The following is an 18841-nucleotide window of genomic DNA, read 5'->3' on the forward strand; positions in this document are numbered from 1 at the left end:
GGCCGGCACTTTTATGGTTTTTCGCATACAAAAGAATAGTCTTGCATTTTCCGGGGACTCATACTATGATAATGGCAGAAGGGAGACAGGAAGATGAAGGCTTGTATATTTGATTTGGACGGGACGCTGACAGATACGCTGGAGTCTCTTGCGTATTCGGTGAAAGCTACCCTGCGGGAGATGGGGCTTCCCGAGATTACGACAGAGCAGTGCAGAAGATTCGTAGGAGACGGGGCGAAGGTCCTGATGGAGCGTTCGCTCCTTGCGGCAGGAGAGAAAGATCTTTCCAGGCTGGAAGAAAGTCTTGCCGTATACCGGCGTATATTTGATGAAAATTGTACATATCATGTAACACCATACCAGGGAATTCCGGAACTTCTGCAGAGCCTGAAGGAAAAAGGCGTTCTGCTGGCTGTGTTGTCGAATAAGCCTCACGAGCAGGCCGTGAAGGTGGTAAAAGAGATATTTGGTGAGAGATGGTTTGATTATGTGTCCGGCCAGCAGGAAGGGATTGAAAAGAAACCCGATCCGGCAGGGGTCATACATATCATGGAGACCTTGAAGCTTACGAATGAGGAGTGTCTGTACGTGGGAGATTCGGAAGTGGACGTACGGACAGGGAATAATGCAGGGGTACGGACCATCATTGTATCCTGGGGATTCCGTACCCGGGAGGAATTAAAAGAGGCTGGCGCAAGGACGGTGATTGACAGCCCGCTGGAGCTGCTTTCATATATGTGAGCCGATAGGACACTGTCTGCCGGCAGTGTCAGATCCAGATAGAAAATGTAAGGAGGGATGCGAAAAGATGTATGAGTATGATGAAGAATGTCTGAAAACATTTCTGAAAAAGCAGGGGCAGCTGTTTGATGAGCCGGTGGCGGAGACGCTGGAAGAAGCAGAAGCGTTTCTGGAGGACTGCATGGCAGTGATCGCAGATAGTCTGGATGAAGTAAAGTCCTATCTGGAGGAAGAAGGAATGGATATCGACGGGATGAGTGCGGATGAGATCGAAGATGCTTCAGAGATATTCCCGCTTCCGGATGGACGGTACCTTATTGTTGAAGGATAAGTTACAGAAAGGAATATGAAAAGCCTCAGCTATTCACTGGCTGAGGCTTTTTTTAGTGCGTCTCCGATGGCGCCTAAGATCAGCTGAGAAGTGTAAGGACTGTCAGAGGAATACTGAATATTTTCCAGTGACTGACTGTCATAAATCTGTTCCGCAATATCCTCGATGGCCGGCTGGACCAGGGGATACATGGCTGCTACAGATTCATCCAGGTTGGAGAAGCGGATGGAATTGATGTGAGATTCATCTACCGTGACTTCTACCTCCAGAGCCGTATTGTTTAAGGTGACGTCAGAGGTATAGACCCCCGGGATATATTTTTGCTTGCTGTTTTCAGATTCATTTTTATTTGGAAGGAACATAAATACCAGCAAAAGGATCAGAAGCAGTGCCAGGGCTGCGAATATGACGGTATAAATGATCTCCTTCATATGCAGCACGACGATTTTTGTTTTGGAACTCATAAAGCCCTCCTTTATCATGTATCATGATCGTTACTTTCTATAATGTATGAGCAAAAAGCGGAAATTATTCATAACATTTATGCGTGACAAAAGGGAAGGGTTCCTGTAGAATGAATTAGGATAACTGTAGGAGGCGATAGGATATGTTTATAATTGCAGGACTGGGCAATCCCACGCTTCAGTATCGTGGGACCAGGCATAATGTGGGATTTGATGTGATAGATACACTGGCAGATAAATATAATATAGCTGTAGAGACCAGAAAAAGCCGGGCGCTGATCGGCAAAGGCATCATAGCGGGACAGAAGGTGCTCCTTGTGAAGCCACAGACCTATATGAACCTGAGCGGGGAAAGTATTGGAGAACTGGTTAGCTACTATAAGGTGGATGAAGAGCAGGAGCTCCTGGTGATTTACGACGATGTAAGTCTTGATGTGGGACAGCTCAGGATCCGCAGAAAAGGGAGTGCGGGCGGACACAACGGGATCAAAGATATCATCAGGCACCTGGGGACGGACGTATTTCCGAGGATCAAGATCGGCGTAGGGGAAAAGCCAAAAGGCTATGATCTTGCAGATTATGTACTTGGACATTTCTCCAGAGAAGAGCGGGAAATGATGGAAGAGGGCTATCAGAAGGCTGCGGAAGCAGTTGAGATGATCCTTGCGGGAGAGCTGGACGAGGCGATGAATGTGTTTAACAGGAAAGCAAAGCCTAAGGAGGCCATAGAATAGATGCAGGCATTGATCCATCCGCTTACGGAGCTGGCGGATTATGAAGAGATTGTCAAAAACAAAAGAAAGGGACCCGGAGCGATCCGGATCCTGGGATGCGTAAATTCCCAGAAGACGCATATGATGTACGGGCTTAGTGATGGCTGCCGCTATAAGGTTATCATCTGTTCCAGCGAGTCGAAGGCAAAGCAGATATATGAAGAATACCGTTTCCTGGACAGAAGCGTTTATCTGTATCCGGCCAAGGATCTTTTGTTTTATCAGGCTGACTTAAGAAGCAAGGAGCTGGTCAGGGAACGTATGGAAGTGCTGGAGGCCGTGATAGAAGGAAGGCCGCTGACGGTGGTGGCAAGCTTTGATGCGTTGATGGATTCCCTGCTCCCAAAGGAGATCATTGCAGGCAGGACCATCCGGGTGAGCTACGACGGCACACTGGAACTGTCCGCAATGGAAAAGGCTCTTGCAGACCTTGGCTACGAGCGTGTGGTGCAGATCGAAGGACCGGGGCAGTTTGCGGTACGGGGAGGCATTCTGGATGTGTTCCCGCTGACGGAAGAGTTGCCGGTGCGGATTGAATTATGGGGGGACGAAGTGGATTCTATCCGTACCTTTGATGTGGAAAGCCAGCGCTCGATCGAGAATCTGACAGAGGTGTCCATCAGTCCGTCCATCGAATTTCCGGGAGAAGGAGAGCAGGGCGTTTCTTTTCTGGATTATTTTCCGGCGGACGAGACCCTGCTTTTTTTAGACGAGCCGGTGCGGCTGATGGAAAAAGGACAGGGAGTAGAAGAAGAATTTATTGAGGCCCAGAAAAAAAGGGTGGAAAGCGGTTATGAATTAAAAGACGGAGAGGTGCGCCTCTATGGAACCGAAGAGATCTTAAACAGGATCAATACCTACAGCTCGATAGGTTTCTATGCGCTGGATATGCGATGTAAGGGGCTTCTTATCAGGGAGTCTTATCATATCCAGGCAAAGAGTGTGAACCCTTATAACAGCAGTTTCGAGCTGCTGATCCAGGATTTGAAACGACTGAAAAGAAACGGCTACCGGGTGGTGCTCTTATCTGGTTCCCGGACCAGGGCGAAGCGGCTTGCCGAGGATCTGCGGGATTATAATTTAAGCAGCTACTACAGCGACGATCTGGACCGGCTGGCAGAGCCGGGCGAGATCATGACTGCCTATGGACATGTGGCAGAAGGATATGAATATCCGATGCTGAAGTTTACCGTGATCTCGGAGACGGACATTTTCGGCAAGGTAAAAAAGAAAAAGAAGCGGAAGACCTATGAAGGGCGGAAGATCCAGAGCTTTTCGGAGCTGAAGCCGGGCGATTATGTAGTGCATGAAAATCATGGCCTTGGGATTTATCAAGGGATCGAGAAGATCGAGGTGGATAAGATCACCAAGGATTACATGAAGATTTCTTATGCGCAGGGAGGCAATCTCTATATTCCGGCTACCCAGCTGGATCTGATCCAGAAATATGCAAGTGCGGATGCCAAGAAACCAAAACTGAACCGGCTGGGGGGACAGGACTGGACCAGAACCAAGACAAGAGTTAAAGGAGCTGTCCGTGAAATCGCCAGAGATCTGGTAGAACTCTATGCGGCAAGGCAGGAGCAGGAAGGCTACGAATACGGGGAAGATACGGTCTGGCAGAAGGAATTTGAGGAAATGTTTCCGTTTGAGGAAACGGAAGATCAGCTGCTGGCTATTGACGCGGTCAAAAAGGATATGCAGAGTAAAAAGATCATGGACCGCCTGATCTGTGGAGATGTGGGGTACGGAAAGACAGAGATCGCTATACGTGCGGCTTTTAAGGCAGTGCAGGAGGATAAGCAGGTGGTTTACCTGGTACCTACGACCATTCTTGCCCAGCAGCATTACAATACCTTTGTACAGCGAATGAAGGATTTTCCCGTGCGGATTGATCTGATGTGTCGTTTCCGGACGCCGGCCCAGCAGAAAAAGACGGCGGCTGATACAAAAAGAGGACTGGTGGATATCGTCATCGGTACTCATCGTGTACTGAGCGATGATATGAAATTTAAGGATCTGGGGCTCCTGATCATTGACGAAGAGCAGCGGTTCGGGGTACAGCATAAGGAAAAGATCAAAAAGCTGAAGGAAAATGTGGATGTACTGACGTTGACGGCGACTCCTATTCCGAGAACGCTTCATATGAGCCTGATCGGAATCCGCGATATGAGTGTGCTGGAGGAAGCGCCGGAGGAAAGAATGCCGATCCAGACCTATGTGATGGAATATAATGACGAGATGGTAAGAGAGGCTATTGAGCGTGAGATTTCCCGTCAGGGACAGGTGTACTATGTATACAACAGAGTGGAGGATATCGCAGAGGTTACGGCCCATATCCAGAAGCTGGTGCCGGAAGTGACAGTAGCCTATGCGCATGGACAGATGAAGGAGCATCAGCTGGAGCGGATCATGTATGAATTTATCAGCGGAGAGATTGATGTACTGGTATCTACCACTATCATTGAGACCGGGCTTGATATTTCAAATGTCAATACCATGATCATCCATGATGCGGACCGGCTGGGGCTCTCCCAGCTCTATCAGTTGCGGGGCCGGGTTGGCAGATCCAACCGCATGGCCTATGCATTTTTGCTTTACAGACGGGATAAGATGCTCAAAGAAGTGGCGGAGAAACGGCTGGCGGCTATCCGGGAATTTACAGATCTTGGCTCCGGGTTTAAGATCGCTATGCGGGATCTGGAGATACGCGGAGCAGGCAATCTTCTGGGAGCTGAGCAGCACGGGCATATGGAGGCCGTGGGCTATGACCTTTACTGTAAGATGCTGAATGAAGCGGTGCGACTCCTGAAAGGGGAGATTAAAGAAGAGGATTTCACGACCACTATGGATCTTAATGTGGATGCCTTTATTCCGGATAGCTATATTCCGAATGAATATCAGAAGCTGGATGTCTATAAGCGGATTGCCGCTATCGAAAACGAGGAAGAGATGGAAGATATGACAGAGGAGCTGTTAGACCGTTTTGGGGATATCCCGAAGAAAGTGGAGAAGCTTCTTAAAGTGGCGGCCCTAAAGACAATGGCGCATGCAGCATATGTGACCAGCGTAGAGCAAAAGGGAGTCCGGTTTGTCTTTACGATGTATGAAAGGGCAAGGGTGGCGCCTCAGAGGATTCCTGAGCTGATCGAATCCTTCCATGGAGACTTAAGCATCCGTACAGATACGCAGGCGCCCTGCTTTTTCTATGAGAAGAAGAGCAGAAACAGGAAGGGGGAAACGGAGGATCCGCTGGAGATTGTGAAAAATGTATTAATTGGACTTAAGGGATTGATAGAAGCTTAAAAAAAGGCTATAATAAAACAGTTAACGGTGCAAAAGGAGGATATAGGAAGCAATGAAAAGAAAAGCAGGAATCTATGCGCTGGCGGGGCTTCTTGCGGCATCAGCCCTGACAGGCTGCAGCTCTTCCATCGACGAAAATGATGTGGCTGTCACGGTAGGAGATACCGAGATTACCGGTGCTGAAGCCAATTTTTATGCCAGATATACCCAGGCGCAGTATGAGACCTATTATGCGGGATATATGGGAGACGATATGTGGAACTCCGAAGCAGAAGAGGGACAGAGCTATGAGGAGTTTGTTAAGGATTCCATCCTGGACCAGCTGGAGGATATGGTACTCCTGGAGCAGCACATGGACGAGTATGATATTTCTTTATCCGATGCAGAAAAACAGGCCATACAGGAAGCGGCAGACCAGTTTGACGAGACCAATGGACTGGATGCGAAAGAGAAGGTATCCGGGGATGTGGATACTGTGGAGCGGATCATGACGCTGATGTCTATCCAGGAAAAGATGATGGATGCTATCCAGGCAGGAGTTGATACAGAGGTATCAGATGAAGAAGCAGCACAGAAGAGTATGCAGTATGTCTTTTTCTCATCCCAGACCACAGATTCTGCAGAAGGCACAGATGCGTCCGAAGAAGACGCGGAAACCGAAGACATGCAGGAGATTGTGGCGGAGACAGCTAAGGCCCAGGCAGAGTCTTTTGCAGAGACAGTAAAAGGCCAGGCGGATTTTGCGGCCTATGCATCCGAGCAGGGGCTGGAAGCGTCAACAGCTACCTTTGATGCCGAATCCCAAAGCCCGGCTCCGGAGGTGGTAGAAGCGGCGGACAAGCTGCAGGCAGGAGAAACTACCGGAGTGATCGAGACAGATACCGGCTATTATGTGGCAAGGGTGACAAGCCTTTTTGATCAGGAAGCTACTGATACAGAAAAGCAGAATATCATTGCCCAGAGACAGACGGATCTTTACAATGAAACTTGTGACGGTTGGAAGGAAGAGACGGATATAAAGGTTAACAACAGGGTGTGGGACAAGATAGATTTCCAGACATTGAGCGTAACCTATGTACAGGATGAAACTGAGGACTATGCCAATGAGGTACAGACAGACGACGTGGCAGAGCAGGAAGAAGAAGCATCCGAGTAACAGATTCAAAATGTGTTAGAAGCAGGGAGAGCCCTTGGGTTCTCCCTGCTTTTGTGGTATGCAAAAAAATATCAGATATCCTTATAAAATCCTTATAACCCTCCTCTATACTCCTTAATGCAGAGAGGCAAGAGTCTTTCTGATAAAGGAGGAAAATAAATATGCGAGACATGATATTAGAAACAAAGGCGGTGAGCAAGACCTTCCAGAAACAGCAGGGACCGGTGCTTTCCAAGGTGTCCCTTTGTATACCCCAAGGGAGCGTATATGGCCTTCTGGGGCCCAACGGGGCAGGAAAATCCACACTTCTGAAGATTATATCAGGAATGCTGAGGCCGGATCAGGGAACAGTCTGGTATAAGGGAAAAGCCTGGAACCGGGAGTGCCTGCGGAATATGGGAGTTTTGATCGAAAGTCCGCCGGTTTACAGTCATCTGACTGCCAGGGAGAACCTGCTGGTGCGGACTACGGCCCTTGGGCTTCCGAAAGCAAGGATAGAAGAAGCATTGGAGATCGCAGGACTTCCGGATACGGGAAAAAAGAAGGCGGGCCAGTTTTCGATGGGAATGAAGCAGAGGCTGGGAATCGCCGCTGCCCTGATAGGCAGGCCGGACTTCCTGATCCTGGACGAACCCACCAATGGGCTGGATCCCTTTGGGATCCAGGAGCTCAGGAACCTGATCAAGAGCTTTCCGGAGCATGGGATCACGGTGCTGGTTTCCAGTCATATTTTGAGTGAGGTGGAACAGATGGCAGATCATATCGGAATCCTGACAGACGGCATTCTCGGATATCAGGGAGGGATGCCGGAAAAAGGGCATCTGGAAGAACTGTTCAGTAAGGTGGCGGAGAAAAACAGGAAAGGAGGAGTAAAGGCATGATGCAGGAAAGCTTAAGACTCTGGCGGGCTGAAAATCTGAAAGAACGGCACAGTATTGGAGGAAAGCTCTGGATCCTGATGCCCGTGTTGACATTTCTTCTGGCGTATGGGATCTCCCAGCAGAATGGAGTCAGCTCTGCTTATAACTGGTGGTATACAACAATGCTTCCGGGGATGACGGCGCTGGCGGCATGTCTGCACGGAGAAAAGGATAAAAAGCTTTCGGAGCGGGCGGCGCTTTGCCTTCCGGCGGCTCCGAAAAAGCTGTGGGACGCGAAAGTGACAGTTTGCATGAAAACAGTTGTGCTTGCAAATGTTCTGGGAGGGGGACTCAATCTGATTCTGGGAAACTATCTGATCCCGAGGTTCTGGATTTCCCAGTCGCTGGAGCTGGGAGTTTTTGAGACCATACAGGCGGCTGCAGTCATGACGGTGACAGTGCTCTGGCAGGTTCCGTTCTGTCTCCTTTTGTATTACAGGTGGGGCACACTCCCGGCGCTGATCGTGAATATGGTCATGAATATAGCCGGAGTCGTGATGGCGCCGGGACCGTTCTGGATCCTGAATCCCTGGGCGGCGCCGTCCCGTCTGATGACAGGAGTGATCGGAGTATTGCCCAACGGTCTTCTGGCAATCCCGGGAAGTGTTACGTACACACCAGGGATTGAGGGCAGCGGGGCAATCCTTCCGGGAGCGGTTGTCACGGCTCTGTGGCTTGTCCTGTGCTGGGCCGTATCAAGGATCTGGTATGTAAGAAAGGGGGCACAGGCTGTATGAGAGGATTCGGACGTTTGCTTTATAGTGAGATTAAGAGGCTGAGGCATACATCCCTTTTATATCTCCATATAGCTGTCCCCGCCGCCGGGACGGCAGCATTTCTTTGGTATTACAGTCTTGCCGGCTGGGAGAGCCGCTCTGAGGTCCTGGTCTATTTCCAGACGGTGGCCTGTGTGTGGCCCTTCTTTTGCGGCATGATATGCGGGCTTTCCGCGGAGATGGAGGAAGCTTTAGGATATCAGAATTTCTTCCTTCTGCCAGGCAGAAGATTTCATGCGCTGCTTGCGAAATGGATCGTGCTGCTGGGGCTTGGGATGCTGGCCGGTCTTGCTGCTCTCATGGGATTTTCTCTTGTTTACCGCTGCTTTCCGGATGGAAATGCATATGGGCTCTGGATCTGTCTTTCCAGTGCTGCTTTGATCTTCCTGGGGCAGGTGACTGTGTATCTGATCCATCTGGCCTTGTCCTTTGCCGCCGGAAAAGGCGTGTCCATATGCTTTGGAATTGCAGGGACACTGCTTTCTTTTCTGTTCCTGACTGGCCTGGGAGACGGAAAATGGATGTTTTTTCCCTGGGCCTGGGGTGGAAGATTTTCCACTTATCTGTTACTATATATGGCGGAAAAGGACAGGGGGCTGAAGCTTTCAGAAACAATCTGGAAGGAGGCCGGTGTCTGCTTTGCAATAGCGATATGTATAATCTTACTGGCGTTTGTGTGGTTTTATAAATATGAGGGCAGGAGGAGTCAGGAAGAATGAGAGCTAGAGTGCTTGCAGTAGATGATGAAGAGGGGATTTTAAAGATTATAAGAGCGGCGCTGGAAAGAAGCGGGATGGAAGTAGATACGGTATCGGATCCGCTTCGGCTTCTTGAAGCGGAATTTCCGATCGCACAGTACGATCTGGTGATGCTGGATGTGATGATGCCGGGAATGGATGGATTTGAACTTCTTGAAAGGCTGCGGGACCAGACGGACTGTCCGGTACTGTTCCTGACGGCAAAAACGGCAGAGGAGGATGTGATGAAGGGCCTGGGGCTTGGGGCTGATGATTATATCCGAAAGCCGTTTGGGATCGGCGAACTCAGGTGCCGGGCAGAGGCACATATCCGCCGGGAAAAACGGGAAAAGAAATATGCGGCCGTTGTAGGAGAGGTACGCCTTTTTTTGCAGGAGAAAAGGATAGAGGCAAAAGGAAGGAAACTTTCTCTGACGGCGGGGGAATATGAAATCTGTGAATTCCTGGCGCTGCACCGGGGACAGGTGTTTTCGAGAGAGCAGATCTATGAGCATGTGTTTGGATATGATGGCAGGAGCGACGATTCTGCCATCACAGAGCATATAAAAAACATCCGGGCAAAGTTCCGGGAGTCGGACCTGGAGCCGATTGAAACGGTATGGGGGATTGGATATAAATGGAAGGCGTGAAAAAGAAAAGAGAAAGAAAAATAAGCCTGTATCTGGTGTTTATCCGTTATCTCTTCCGGTTCTGCGCCTGGATGGTGATTCTGGCAGCAGGTCTTGTGCTTTTATATCTGCTCCTGGCCGGCACGGGAGTCATCCGCACGGCGGACTATGAGCAGGCGAGCATCGAGGAAAATGCAGAAGAAATCCGAAGCAGCGCGGGCGGAGAAGAGACGCTGATCCCGGACAGCTGCAGCTTTGGCGTGTTCGGTCCCGGAGGAGAGTTTCTACGGGGGACATTTGACAAAGAAGAGGCAGGACGTATCTGGGAAAGCTGGGAGCAGGGAGACAGAGGAAGGGGATATAACACCTTTTACCGCGGGATTGAAAAGGAGAACGGGGACCTGGTCCTGATCCAGTATCAGCTGATCCCCAAGTTTGAAAATCCACTGCTCAGGCGGCTGATCCCCAATCTGGAATTTCTGATGCTGACGGTGTTCCTGATCCTGTTCGCAGCCGGAGTCTGGCTGAATGCCCGGCATTTTGGCCGCTTTCTGAAAAAGCGGCTGGACGTGTTAGAAGAGACGGCGGATAAGGTGACCAGGAAGGATCTGGATTTCGGACGCGGATATTCGGATATCAAGGAGATCGATCAGGTACTGGCGTCTTTGTTCCTTATGAAGGAAGCCCTGCAAAGTTCTCTGAAAGAGCAGTGGGAGGCGCAGCGCAGGAAGCAGGAACAGATCGCCGCACTGGCCCATGATATCAAGACTCCCTTAACCATTATCCGCGGAAATGCGGAATTGATCCAGGAGACGGATCAGCTGGAGGAGATCCGAAGCTGGGACCTGGAGATCCTGGAGCGGACGGCAGACATGGAACAGTATCTTATCTCTCTTAAGGAAGCGCTGCAGCAGAGCGGGGAAGCTTCGGAAGAAGCCGGGGAATTTGAAACCGGCAGTTTCCTGAACGGGATTCGGGAAATGGCAGAAGCTCTCGGAAGAGGGAAAAAACTGAAGATAGAGTCCAGGTTTGAGATGCCGGAAACAGTGATACGGGGAAGAAAGGAAATCCGGGAGGAGCTGGAGAGGGCGGTCTTGAATGTGATATCCAATGGAGCGGACTACTGCCCTTATGAAGGGACGCTTGTGATCCGGGCAGAGGAGGAAAGACAGGAAGAAGTCATCTTCTTAAAGATCACGGTCACAGACAGCGGTCCGGGATTCACAGAAGAGGCGCTGCTCCATGGGACGGAACAGTTTTACCAGGCGGACAAGAGCCGGAAAGGGACCGCACACTATGGAATGGGGCTTTATATTACATCTACGCTGCTTCAGAAACACGGGGGACGGCTGGAACTTGGAAACTCTGGAGATGCAGGAGGAATGGTAGTCATCCATTTTCCGATTACGGCATAAAGAAAGGTGGCCAGATCATTTGGCCACCTTAAAAATTAGAGTTTCAGGTTTTTAAAGAGATCTCCCAGGTTTGTCCCGATATTTTCTGATTTCGGGATCTCTACCTTTTCTACCGGAGCTTCTTCAGGCTCTTCCAGGGCTTTCATGCTGAGGCTGATCTTGCCATCCTTGATGCCGATGATCTTTACTTTCACCTCGTCCCCGACATTCAGCACATCTTTCGGAGATTTTACCCGTTTCTGGCTGATTTGTGAAACGTGTACCAGGCCGGACAGACCGTCCTCCAGACGGACAAAGGCTCCGTAATTCTGCAGAGACTCTACGGTTCCTGTCATGACAGTGCCGATCTGGATATTTGCGATTTTTTCTTCCATCGCTTTTTTCTCTTTTTCCTTCAGGATCTCACGGGCAGACAGCACCAGACGGTTTTCTGCCTCGTCTGCTTCGATGACCCGGACTTCAATATCTTTCAGAAGATAGGTCTCCAGATCCTCAATATAGGAAAGGGAAAGCTTGGATGCTGGAATAAAGCCGCGCAGTCCTTCTACCATAGCAATGGCGCCGCCATTGACGATTCCTTCTACCTTGACCGGAAGGATGGTCTTGTTTTCCATGTATGACTGTACAACGTTCCAGGGATTAGCATCATCAAAATGCTCCTCCAGGTCAGCCATTGTTGTTTCTTCCTGTAATAATTCTTCGCTCATAGTCTTAAAGTTCCTTTCTCAGAGTAGTTTTTGTATCCATATTTACATATTTCTTTCAGTATAGCATAATTTTCCGGACTTGTTCAAAGAAAAATGAATTCTTTATCTAAATTTATGGTTGACGAAAGGAAGAAAAGATGGCAAGCTTAAATTTAGGGTCATCTTTTATGGCAGATGTCGAGTGAGGTGTAGGAATTTATGGGAAAGAAATCAGGAAAAGTATATGTGGTAGGGCATAAGAATCCGGATACAGATTCCATCTGTTCTGCAATCGCATATGCTCATTTGAAAAAAGAAATTACAGGAGAAGAGTATGTTCCCAGAAGAGCCGGGCTTATCAATGAAGAAACAGCCTACGTTCTTCAGCGGTTCGGTGTGGACGCACCGCCTCTTCTGCAGAATGTCAAACTCCAGGTGAAGGATATCGATATCCACAAGATCGACGGTGTGGATCCGCAGATGTCTATTAAAGATACCTGGCAGAAAATGAAAGAAAATAATATCAAAACAATTCCTGTTCTGAAGGATGAAGAGCTGGTTGGTGTAATCTCTACCGGAGATATAGCTACATCCTATATGGACGTATATGACAACCGGGTACTGTCAGCTGCAAAGACTCAGTACCGTAATATTATCAAAACGCTGGACGGTACGCTGGTAACCGGCAACGAGCACGGGCATTTCACCAAAGGAAAAGTGGCGATTGGCGCATCCAATCCGGATCTGATGGAACAGTTTATCGAGAAAGACGATCTGGTCATCCTGGGAAACCGGTATGAGTCTCAGGCCTGTGCGGTGGATATCGACGCCAGCTGCCTGGTGGTATGCCAGAATGCGGAAGTGCCGGATGAGCTGATTAAAAAGGCGGAGGAGCAGAGTATTGTCATCATCCGCACGCCGCATGATACATTTACGGTGGCAAGGCTGATCAACCAGAGTATCCCGGTGAAATATTTTATGACAAAGACACCGCTGACCAGCTTCCAGCTCAATGATTATGTGGATGATATCAAGGAAGTCATGACGAAAAAGAAGTTCCGTGATTTCCCGATCCTGGACCGGCACGGACGGTTCCGCGGCTTTATTTCCAGGCGGCGATTCCTGGATGTAAGTAAGAAAAAGGTTATCCTGGTAGACCACAATGAGAAATCCCAGGCCGTAGACGGCATCGAGGAGGCGGAGATCGTGGAGATCATCGACCATCACCGGCTGGGAAATATTGAGACGGTAGGACCTGTATTTTTCCGGAATCAGCCGGTGGGCTGTACAGCGACGATCGTGTATCAGATGTATCAGGAGGCCGAGGTTAAGATCAGCCGGACGATTGCCGGGCTTTTGTGCTCCGCGATCATTTCGGATACATTGTTGTTCCGTTCGCCTACATGTACGGCAGTGGATGAAAAGACGGCCAAAAAGCTTGCGAAGATCGCAGAGGTCGATCTGGAACAGCTGGCCAGTGAGATGTTCCGGGCAGGAAGCAATCTGCAGGGCAAGAGTGCGGAAGAAATCTGCTTCCAGGACTTTAAGCAGTTTACGGTCAACGATATGGTATTCGGCGTAGGACAGATCAATTCGATGAATAAAGAAGAACTGGATGAGATCCGGCAGACCCTGGATCCTCATCTTCCAAAGGTATTGAAGGACCACAATCTGCAGATGATCTTCTTCATGCTGACAGATATCCTGGAAGAGTCCACAGAGCTTCTGTGCTGTGGAGCCGGGGCAAAGGAAAAGGTGCTGGAGGCCTTTGATCTCAGGGAGGATACAGACCGGATCATTCTGAAAGGCGTGGTATCCAGGAAGAAGCAGCTGATCCCTACGCTTGTGAGCACAATGCAGCAGTAGGAGATGACAGGAAAGAAAGGATAATATGCTATGGGAAGACAAGTGTGGAAGCCGGGGAATATGCTGTATCCGCTTCCGGCGGTGATGGTGAGCGCCGCCGACAAGGAAGGCAATGCAAATATACTGACGGTGGCCTGGACAGGCACCATATGTACAGATCCGGCGATGCTTTATATTTCCGTGCGCCCGGAGCGCTATTCCTACGGAATGATCCGGGAGACCGGAGAATTTGTCGTGAATCTTACGACAGAGGAGCTTGCAAAGGCCACGGACTGGTGCGGTGTAAAATCTGGAAGAGATGTGGATAAGTGGAAGGAAATGGGGCTGACAAAGGGGAAAGCGAGTACCCTTTCTTATGCGCCGGTGATCCTGGAAAGCCCGGTGAACATCGAGTGTAAGGTGACAGAGGTCAAAGAACTGGGAAGCCATCACATGTTTCTTGCCAGGGTAACGGCTGTTCAGGTCGATGAGAAATATATGAAGAAAAATGGAAAATTTGAGCTGAACCATACCGGGCTTCTGGCTTATTCCCATGGAGAATATCTGGGACTTGGCAAAAGCCTGGGAAGATTCGGATGGAGTGTTAAGAAAAGATAGCTTCTGAAAAACTGCGGATATTCCGCAGTTTTTCTTGGCATACAGGAATGGAGAAGACTTATGATACATGAATTTTCAAGGACGGAGCTCCTGATCGGAGAAGAGGCGCTCGGGAAGCTTCGAAGGACAACGGTCCTGGTGCTTGGAGTGGGAGGCGTAGGATCCCACTGCATCGAGGCCCTGGCAAGGAGCGGCGTGGGAAGACTGATCCTGGTGGATAATGACAAGGTGTCTCTTACTAATATCAACCGTCAGTCCATCGCGTATCACAGTACGGTGGGAAGGTATAAGACTGAAATCATGAAAGAAAGGATCCATGATATCTGTCCGGAGACAGAAGTCCTTACTTACGAAACCTTTGTGCTGCCGGAAAATATCGAAGAGATTTTTGAGATCCGTCCGGATTATATCATCGATGCCATCGATACGGTGACAGCGAAACTTGCCGTGATCGAGAAGGCAAAGAAAGAAGAAATCCCGCTGATCAGCTGCATGGGTACCGGCAATAAACTACATCCTGAATTGTTTGAGATCGCGGATATCAGCAGTACATCCGTCTGCCCGCTCTGCAAGGTAATGAGAAAAGAGCTGAAGGCAAGAGGGATCCGTGGGGTGAAAGTATTGTATTCAAAAGAGAAACCTGTGGATGTATCCGGCAAAGAGACAGGAGAAGAAAAAGGGAGCAAAAGGTCGCTGCCCGGGAGTATTTCTTTTACGCCGCCGGTGGCAGGGCTTCTGATCGCCGGAGAGGCAGTCCGGGAAATCATTGGATGGGAAGGAAGATAGGAAGCAATGGATTTATTTGATTATATGCGGGAACAAAACCAGGAAAAGGAATCGCCGCTTGCGTCCAGACTAAGGCCCACGACTCTGGATGAAGTGGTGGGGCAGCAGCATATCATCGGGAAGGATAAGCTGTTGTACCGGGCAATCAAGGCAGACAAGCTAAGCTCTGTCATTTTCTATGGGCCGCCGGGAACCGGGAAGACAACGCTTGCAAAGGTCATTGCCCATACCACCAGTGCGGAGTTTACCCAGATCAACGCTACGGTAGCGGGGAAAAAGGATATGGAAGAGGTAGTAAAGAAAGCCCAGGATCTGCAGGGGATGTACCAGAAAAGGACGATCCTTTTTATAGATGAGATCCACCGGTTCAATAAAGGGCAGCAGGATTATCTTCTGCCGTTTGTGGAGGACGGGACGATCATCCTGATCGGCGCCACTACAGAAAATCCATATTTCGAGGTGAACAGTGCGCTGATCTCCCGGTCGGTTATCTTTGAGCTCTATCCCCTGGAGCCGGAGGATATCAAAACCTTGATCCGCCGGGCGGTTTATGATGTGGAAAAGGGTATGGGAAGCTATCAGGCGGTGATCGAGGACGATGCGCTGGATTTTCTGGCAGACATCTGCGGCGGAGATGCAAGAAGCGCTTTAAATGCAGTGGAGCTGGGGATCCTGACGACGGAGCGAAGCGAAGACGGAAAGATCCATCTGACTCTTCCGGTAGCCAGTGAATGTATCCAGAAGCGGGTGGTCCGCTACGATAAGACCGGGGATAATCATTATGACACGATTTCTGCCTTCATTAAAAGTATGCGGGGATCCGATCCGGATGCGGCGGTTTATTACCTGGCCAAAATGCTTTATGCCGGGGAGGATATCAAGTTCATCGCCCGCAGGATCATGATATGTGCGTCAGAGGATGTGGGAAATGCAGACCCTATGGCTCTTAACGTGGCGGTTTCAGCGGCTCAGGCAGTGGAGAGGATCGGTATGCCGGAGGCTCAGATCATCCTTTCGCAGGCAGTGACCTATGTGGCCACAGCACCTAAGAGCAATTCTGCAACAAATGCGATCTTTTCAGCGATGGAAAGCGTGAGATCTAAGAAAACGACGGTGCCTTCCCATCTTCAGGATGCGCATTATAAGGGCGCCGGAAAGCTGGGGCACGGTATCGGCTATCAGTACGCCCACGATTACCCACATCATTATGTAGAGCAGCAGTACCTGCCGGATGAGATCCTGGGTGCGAAGTTCTATGAACCCGGCGAGAACGGATATGAAAAGAAGATCGGGGAATGGATGAAATTTTTAAGGGGCGAGTAATCGCCCCTTAAATGTTATCCGTTTGATTCCAGAATAGTTCCATCGATTTTTACTGTCACCACCTGCCAGGGGATGAATTTTCCACTGGCCTTTAAAGCTTGGGTGGCGGCATGCTGGATCCCTCCGCAGCAGGGAACCTCCATGCGGACGATGGTCAGGCTTTTGATGTCGTTGCCCCGGATGATCTCCGTCAGTTTTTCAGTATAGTCCACCGGATCCAGCTTCGGACATCCGATCAAAGTGATATGGTTCCGGATAAAACGCTGGTGAAAATTGGCATAAGCGTAGGCGGTGCAGTCGGCTGCGATCAGAAGATGGGCGCCCTGGAAATACGGCGCGTTTACCGGGGCCAGCTGGATCTGCACCGGCCACTGGGAGAGCTGGCTTTGCGGGGCAGCTGATTCCAGGGGCGTTTTGGCGGCGCTGCAGTCGGAAGGTGTATGGCTGATGGATCTGGGGGCCTGGCCGGGACAGCCTGAGAAAGTCGGCTGTGCCTGAGAGCTGGAATCCTTTCTGGTTTTCAGATGAAGCTGGACGGCTTCCGGATCATAAGCGGCGGCCTCCCGCTCTTCAAAAGTGATGGCTCCGGTAGGGCAGGCCGGCAGACAGTCTCCCAGTCCGTCGCAGTAGTCGTCCCGGATCAGTTTTGCTTTTCCATTTATCATCTGGATGGCTCCCTCGTGGCATGCAGCCGCGCAGGCGCCGCATCCGTTACATTTTTCTTCATTTATCTGGATAATTTTTCTTATCATATGAAATCCCTCCTTGACTTGATGTCTGCAGTTTACTATAATTTCCTCCAAAAGTATGTTGGATTTCCAACGAAGGAGAAAAATTATGGAAGCATATCAGGACCTATTTGCGAAAATGCCGCTGTTTCAAGGAATAAGCAGGAAAGATTGTGAGAGTATCCTGCACTGTCTGGATGGCAGAAAAAGATATTTTCAGAAGCAGGAAGTGATCTGGTCAGAAGGCGAGCCTGCCAGAAAGGTAGGGATCGTCCTGAGCGGCTGCGTGCAGGTGGTCAGTGAGGATGTGTTCGGAAACAGGAATATCCTTGAGAAACTGATGCCGGGGGAATTGTTCGGGGCGGCCTACGCATGTGCGGGCGTGGGAGGAAGTCCGGTCAGTGTAGTGGCTGTGACAGACAGTCAGGTTTTCCAGGTGGATATACAGCGTGTACTCGAAGTGTGTCCGGCATCCTGCCCGTTTCATCAGCAGCTGATCCGGAATCTGGTGACGATCCTGGCCGGAAAAAATGTAATGCTCGGTGAAAAGCTGCGTCATCTGTCCAAACGGACGACCAGAGAAAAATTACTTTCTTATTTATCAGAAACGGCGAAGCAAAAGAATGCCCGGCATTTTGTGATTCCGTTTAACCGTCAGGAACTGGCGGATTATCTGTGTGTGGAGAGAAGCGCCATGTCGGCGGAGCTTTCAAAGCTCCGCCGGGATGGGGTCTTGGATTACCGGAAAAGTGAGTTCTGGCTTATTTGATATCCCGCTTCTGGAAATGTACCATTCCGATGAGAAGCGCTGCCAGAAAAAATCCGGCGGCAACGAAGAGAGCGCGGATCACGGAAGTTCGGGTAAGTCCGCCAAGCAGAGCATTCATGTTAGCATCAATCAGATAATTAGATAATGTCATGGTTTTGCCTGTGAATTTTTTGACCAGCATTTCTCCCAGCATGGCAAACAGAGATAAAAATTCCAGGAAACAGATGTTAACGGCCAGCGATCCTCCATTTTGCCGGATGATAAAGCTAAACATTACGAAAACAGATATGAAGGCGAAAAGGAGCAAAAGCTCAAGTCCGGCTCCCCCGAGTGTCCGGGGCCAGTACCCTGAAGAAACAGGGCCAAATCCCCAGAGGATGGAAGCCGTGACAGCTGCGAACAGGACGTAGACCAGAGTCAGAAAGGCTCCTGCGGCCATGCCTGTGATCAGCTTGGAGCCATAGAGGGCTGCCCGGCTGTACTGTCTGGAGGCCATGTTTTTGATGGTGCCATGGTTAAATTCGCTGCCTACGAACAGAGAGATGAGTACCGCCAGGATCAATGTTGTGTTGCCGGCAAAGAAGGAGAGGAGCTGGCCTGAGCCGCTTAGTTCGTCGTAGCTTAAGGGTACGCCTTCCACAGAGACACTGACGCCGCTTTCCTCCAGCGTTTCCTGCTGTGAGGCGACCTGGGTCTCCATCTGGTCTCCCGCCAGACGATAGGTAAAATCCAGAAGAAAAACACTCCCGACAGCCAGAATTACCGTGACAGCCAGGCAGACCCAGAAATACCTGGCTTTTCTCAGTTTATAAAAATCACTTCTTAATATATGTGTCAT

At 49.9% G+C, this 18841-nt stretch carries 19 protein-coding genes; 15 read left to right on the plus strand and 4 right to left on the minus strand.

Going from position 1 to position 18841, the window contains the following annotated elements; genetic code table 11:
* The first annotated feature begins 93 nt into the window (after positions 1-93).
* Complete coding sequence (locus BKD12_RS13370; protein ID WP_070089846.1) at positions 94-741, plus strand: HAD family hydrolase; 648 nt, start codon at positions 94-96, stop codon at positions 739-741.
* 67 nt (positions 742-808) lie between these two features.
* Complete coding sequence (locus BKD12_RS13375) at positions 809-1072, plus strand: glyoxalase (RefSeq protein WP_070089847.1); 264 nt, start codon at positions 809-811, stop codon at positions 1070-1072.
* Between the two features lie 29 nt (positions 1073-1101).
* Here the strand turns inward: BKD12_RS13375 and BKD12_RS13380 are convergent, their stop codons facing one another.
* Positions 1102-1536 (minus strand): FMN-binding protein, encoded by a 435-nt coding sequence (locus tag BKD12_RS13380; RefSeq protein WP_070089848.1) that lies wholly within the window; start codon positions 1534-1536, stop codon positions 1102-1104.
* A 143-nt stretch (positions 1537-1679) separates the two neighbouring features.
* Here BKD12_RS13380 and pth point away from each other — a divergent pair, with 143 nt between their 5' ends.
* The 8 genes from pth to BKD12_RS13420 all read left to right on the plus strand — a co-directional run bounded on the left by pth (position 1680) and on the right by BKD12_RS13420 (position 11248).
* Positions 1680-2270: an aminoacyl-tRNA hydrolase gene (gene pth, locus BKD12_RS13385; protein ID WP_070089849.1), complete on the plus strand. Its 591-nt coding sequence runs from the start codon at positions 1680-1682 to the stop codon at positions 2268-2270.
* Positions 2271-5615 carry a transcription-repair coupling factor gene (mfd, locus tag BKD12_RS13390; RefSeq protein ID WP_070089850.1) on the plus strand — a complete coding sequence of 1115 codons (3345 nt, stop codon included), beginning with the start codon at positions 2271-2273 and terminating at the stop codon, positions 5613-5615.
* 52 nt (positions 5616-5667) lie between these two features.
* Positions 5668-6771 carry a peptidylprolyl isomerase gene (locus BKD12_RS13395; RefSeq protein WP_070089851.1) on the plus strand — a complete coding sequence of 368 codons (1104 nt, stop codon included), beginning with the start codon at positions 5668-5670 and terminating at the stop codon, positions 6769-6771.
* Positions 6772-6932: 161 nt separating this feature from the next.
* Positions 6933-7652, plus strand: coding sequence for a lantibiotic protection ABC transporter ATP-binding protein (locus tag BKD12_RS13400; RefSeq protein ID WP_070089852.1), 720 nt, complete (start codon positions 6933-6935; stop codon positions 7650-7652).
* Positions 7649-8428, plus strand: a complete 780-nt coding sequence (locus BKD12_RS13405) for a lantibiotic immunity ABC transporter MutE/EpiE family permease subunit (protein WP_070089853.1) — start codon at positions 7649-7651, stop codon at positions 8426-8428. The genes BKD12_RS13400 and BKD12_RS13405 overlap by 4 nt, the downstream gene beginning before the upstream one ends.
* Complete coding sequence (locus tag BKD12_RS13410) at positions 8425-9186, plus strand: lantibiotic immunity ABC transporter MutG family permease subunit (protein ID WP_070089854.1); 762 nt, start codon at positions 8425-8427, stop codon at positions 9184-9186. The genes BKD12_RS13405 and BKD12_RS13410 overlap by 4 nt, the downstream gene beginning before the upstream one ends.
* Positions 9183-9854, plus strand: a complete 672-nt coding sequence (locus BKD12_RS13415) for a response regulator transcription factor (RefSeq protein ID WP_070089855.1) — start codon at positions 9183-9185, stop codon at positions 9852-9854. Before BKD12_RS13410 ends, BKD12_RS13415 begins: the two co-directional genes overlap by 4 nt.
* Positions 9851-11248, plus strand: a complete 1398-nt coding sequence (locus BKD12_RS13420; protein WP_176730973.1) for a sensor histidine kinase — start codon at positions 9851-9853, stop codon at positions 11246-11248. The genes BKD12_RS13415 and BKD12_RS13420 overlap by 4 nt, the downstream gene beginning before the upstream one ends.
* A 35-nt stretch (positions 11249-11283) precedes the next feature.
* Here BKD12_RS13420 and BKD12_RS13425 read toward each other — a convergent pair whose 3' ends face one another.
* Positions 11284-11955, minus strand: a complete 672-nt coding sequence (locus tag BKD12_RS13425) for a S1 RNA-binding domain-containing protein (RefSeq protein WP_070089857.1) — start codon at positions 11953-11955, stop codon at positions 11284-11286.
* Between the two features lie 198 nt (positions 11956-12153).
* Here BKD12_RS13425 and BKD12_RS13430 point away from each other — a divergent pair, with 198 nt between their 5' ends.
* Genes BKD12_RS13430 through BKD12_RS13445 form a run of 4 tightly spaced genes read left to right on the plus strand, consistent with a single transcriptional unit; the run spans position 12154 to position 16506 of the window.
* Positions 12154-13800: a putative manganese-dependent inorganic diphosphatase gene (locus tag BKD12_RS13430; RefSeq protein WP_070089858.1), complete on the plus strand. Its 1647-nt coding sequence runs from the start codon at positions 12154-12156 to the stop codon at positions 13798-13800.
* Between the two features lie 30 nt (positions 13801-13830).
* Complete coding sequence (locus BKD12_RS13435) at positions 13831-14397, plus strand: flavin reductase family protein (RefSeq protein WP_070089859.1); 567 nt, start codon at positions 13831-13833, stop codon at positions 14395-14397.
* 60 nt (positions 14398-14457) lie between these two features.
* Positions 14458-15183, plus strand: a complete 726-nt coding sequence (locus BKD12_RS13440; RefSeq protein WP_070089860.1) for a tRNA threonylcarbamoyladenosine dehydratase — start codon at positions 14458-14460, stop codon at positions 15181-15183.
* A 6-nt stretch (positions 15184-15189) separates the two neighbouring features.
* Positions 15190-16506 (plus strand): replication-associated recombination protein A, encoded by a 1317-nt coding sequence (locus BKD12_RS13445; RefSeq protein ID WP_070089861.1) that lies wholly within the window; start codon positions 15190-15192, stop codon positions 16504-16506.
* A gap of 14 nt (positions 16507-16520) precedes the next feature.
* On the opposite strand, the gene BKD12_RS13450 is transcribed toward BKD12_RS13445, so the two are convergent.
* The gene (locus BKD12_RS13450) at positions 16521-17258 is read right to left on the minus strand and encodes a 4Fe-4S dicluster domain-containing protein (protein ID WP_070089862.1); all 738 of its coding nucleotides are present in this window, start codon (positions 17256-17258) and stop codon (positions 16521-16523) included.
* A gap of 85 nt (positions 17259-17343) precedes the next feature.
* Here BKD12_RS13450 and BKD12_RS13455 point away from each other — a divergent pair, with 85 nt between their 5' ends.
* Positions 17344-18003 (plus strand): Crp/Fnr family transcriptional regulator, encoded by a 660-nt coding sequence (locus BKD12_RS13455; RefSeq protein WP_070089863.1) that lies wholly within the window; start codon positions 17344-17346, stop codon positions 18001-18003.
* Here BKD12_RS13455 and BKD12_RS13460 read toward each other — a convergent pair.
* Positions 17996-18841, minus strand: coding sequence for a DUF2705 family protein (locus tag BKD12_RS13460; protein ID WP_070089864.1), 846 nt, complete (start codon positions 18839-18841; stop codon positions 17996-17998). The genes BKD12_RS13455 and BKD12_RS13460 overlap by 8 nt on opposite strands.

Origin of the sequence: Merdimonas faecis, assembly GCF_001754075.1 — a bacterium.
In the GTDB taxonomy this organism is placed as follows: Bacteria; Bacillota; Clostridia; order Lachnospirales; family Lachnospiraceae; genus Merdimonas; species Merdimonas faecis.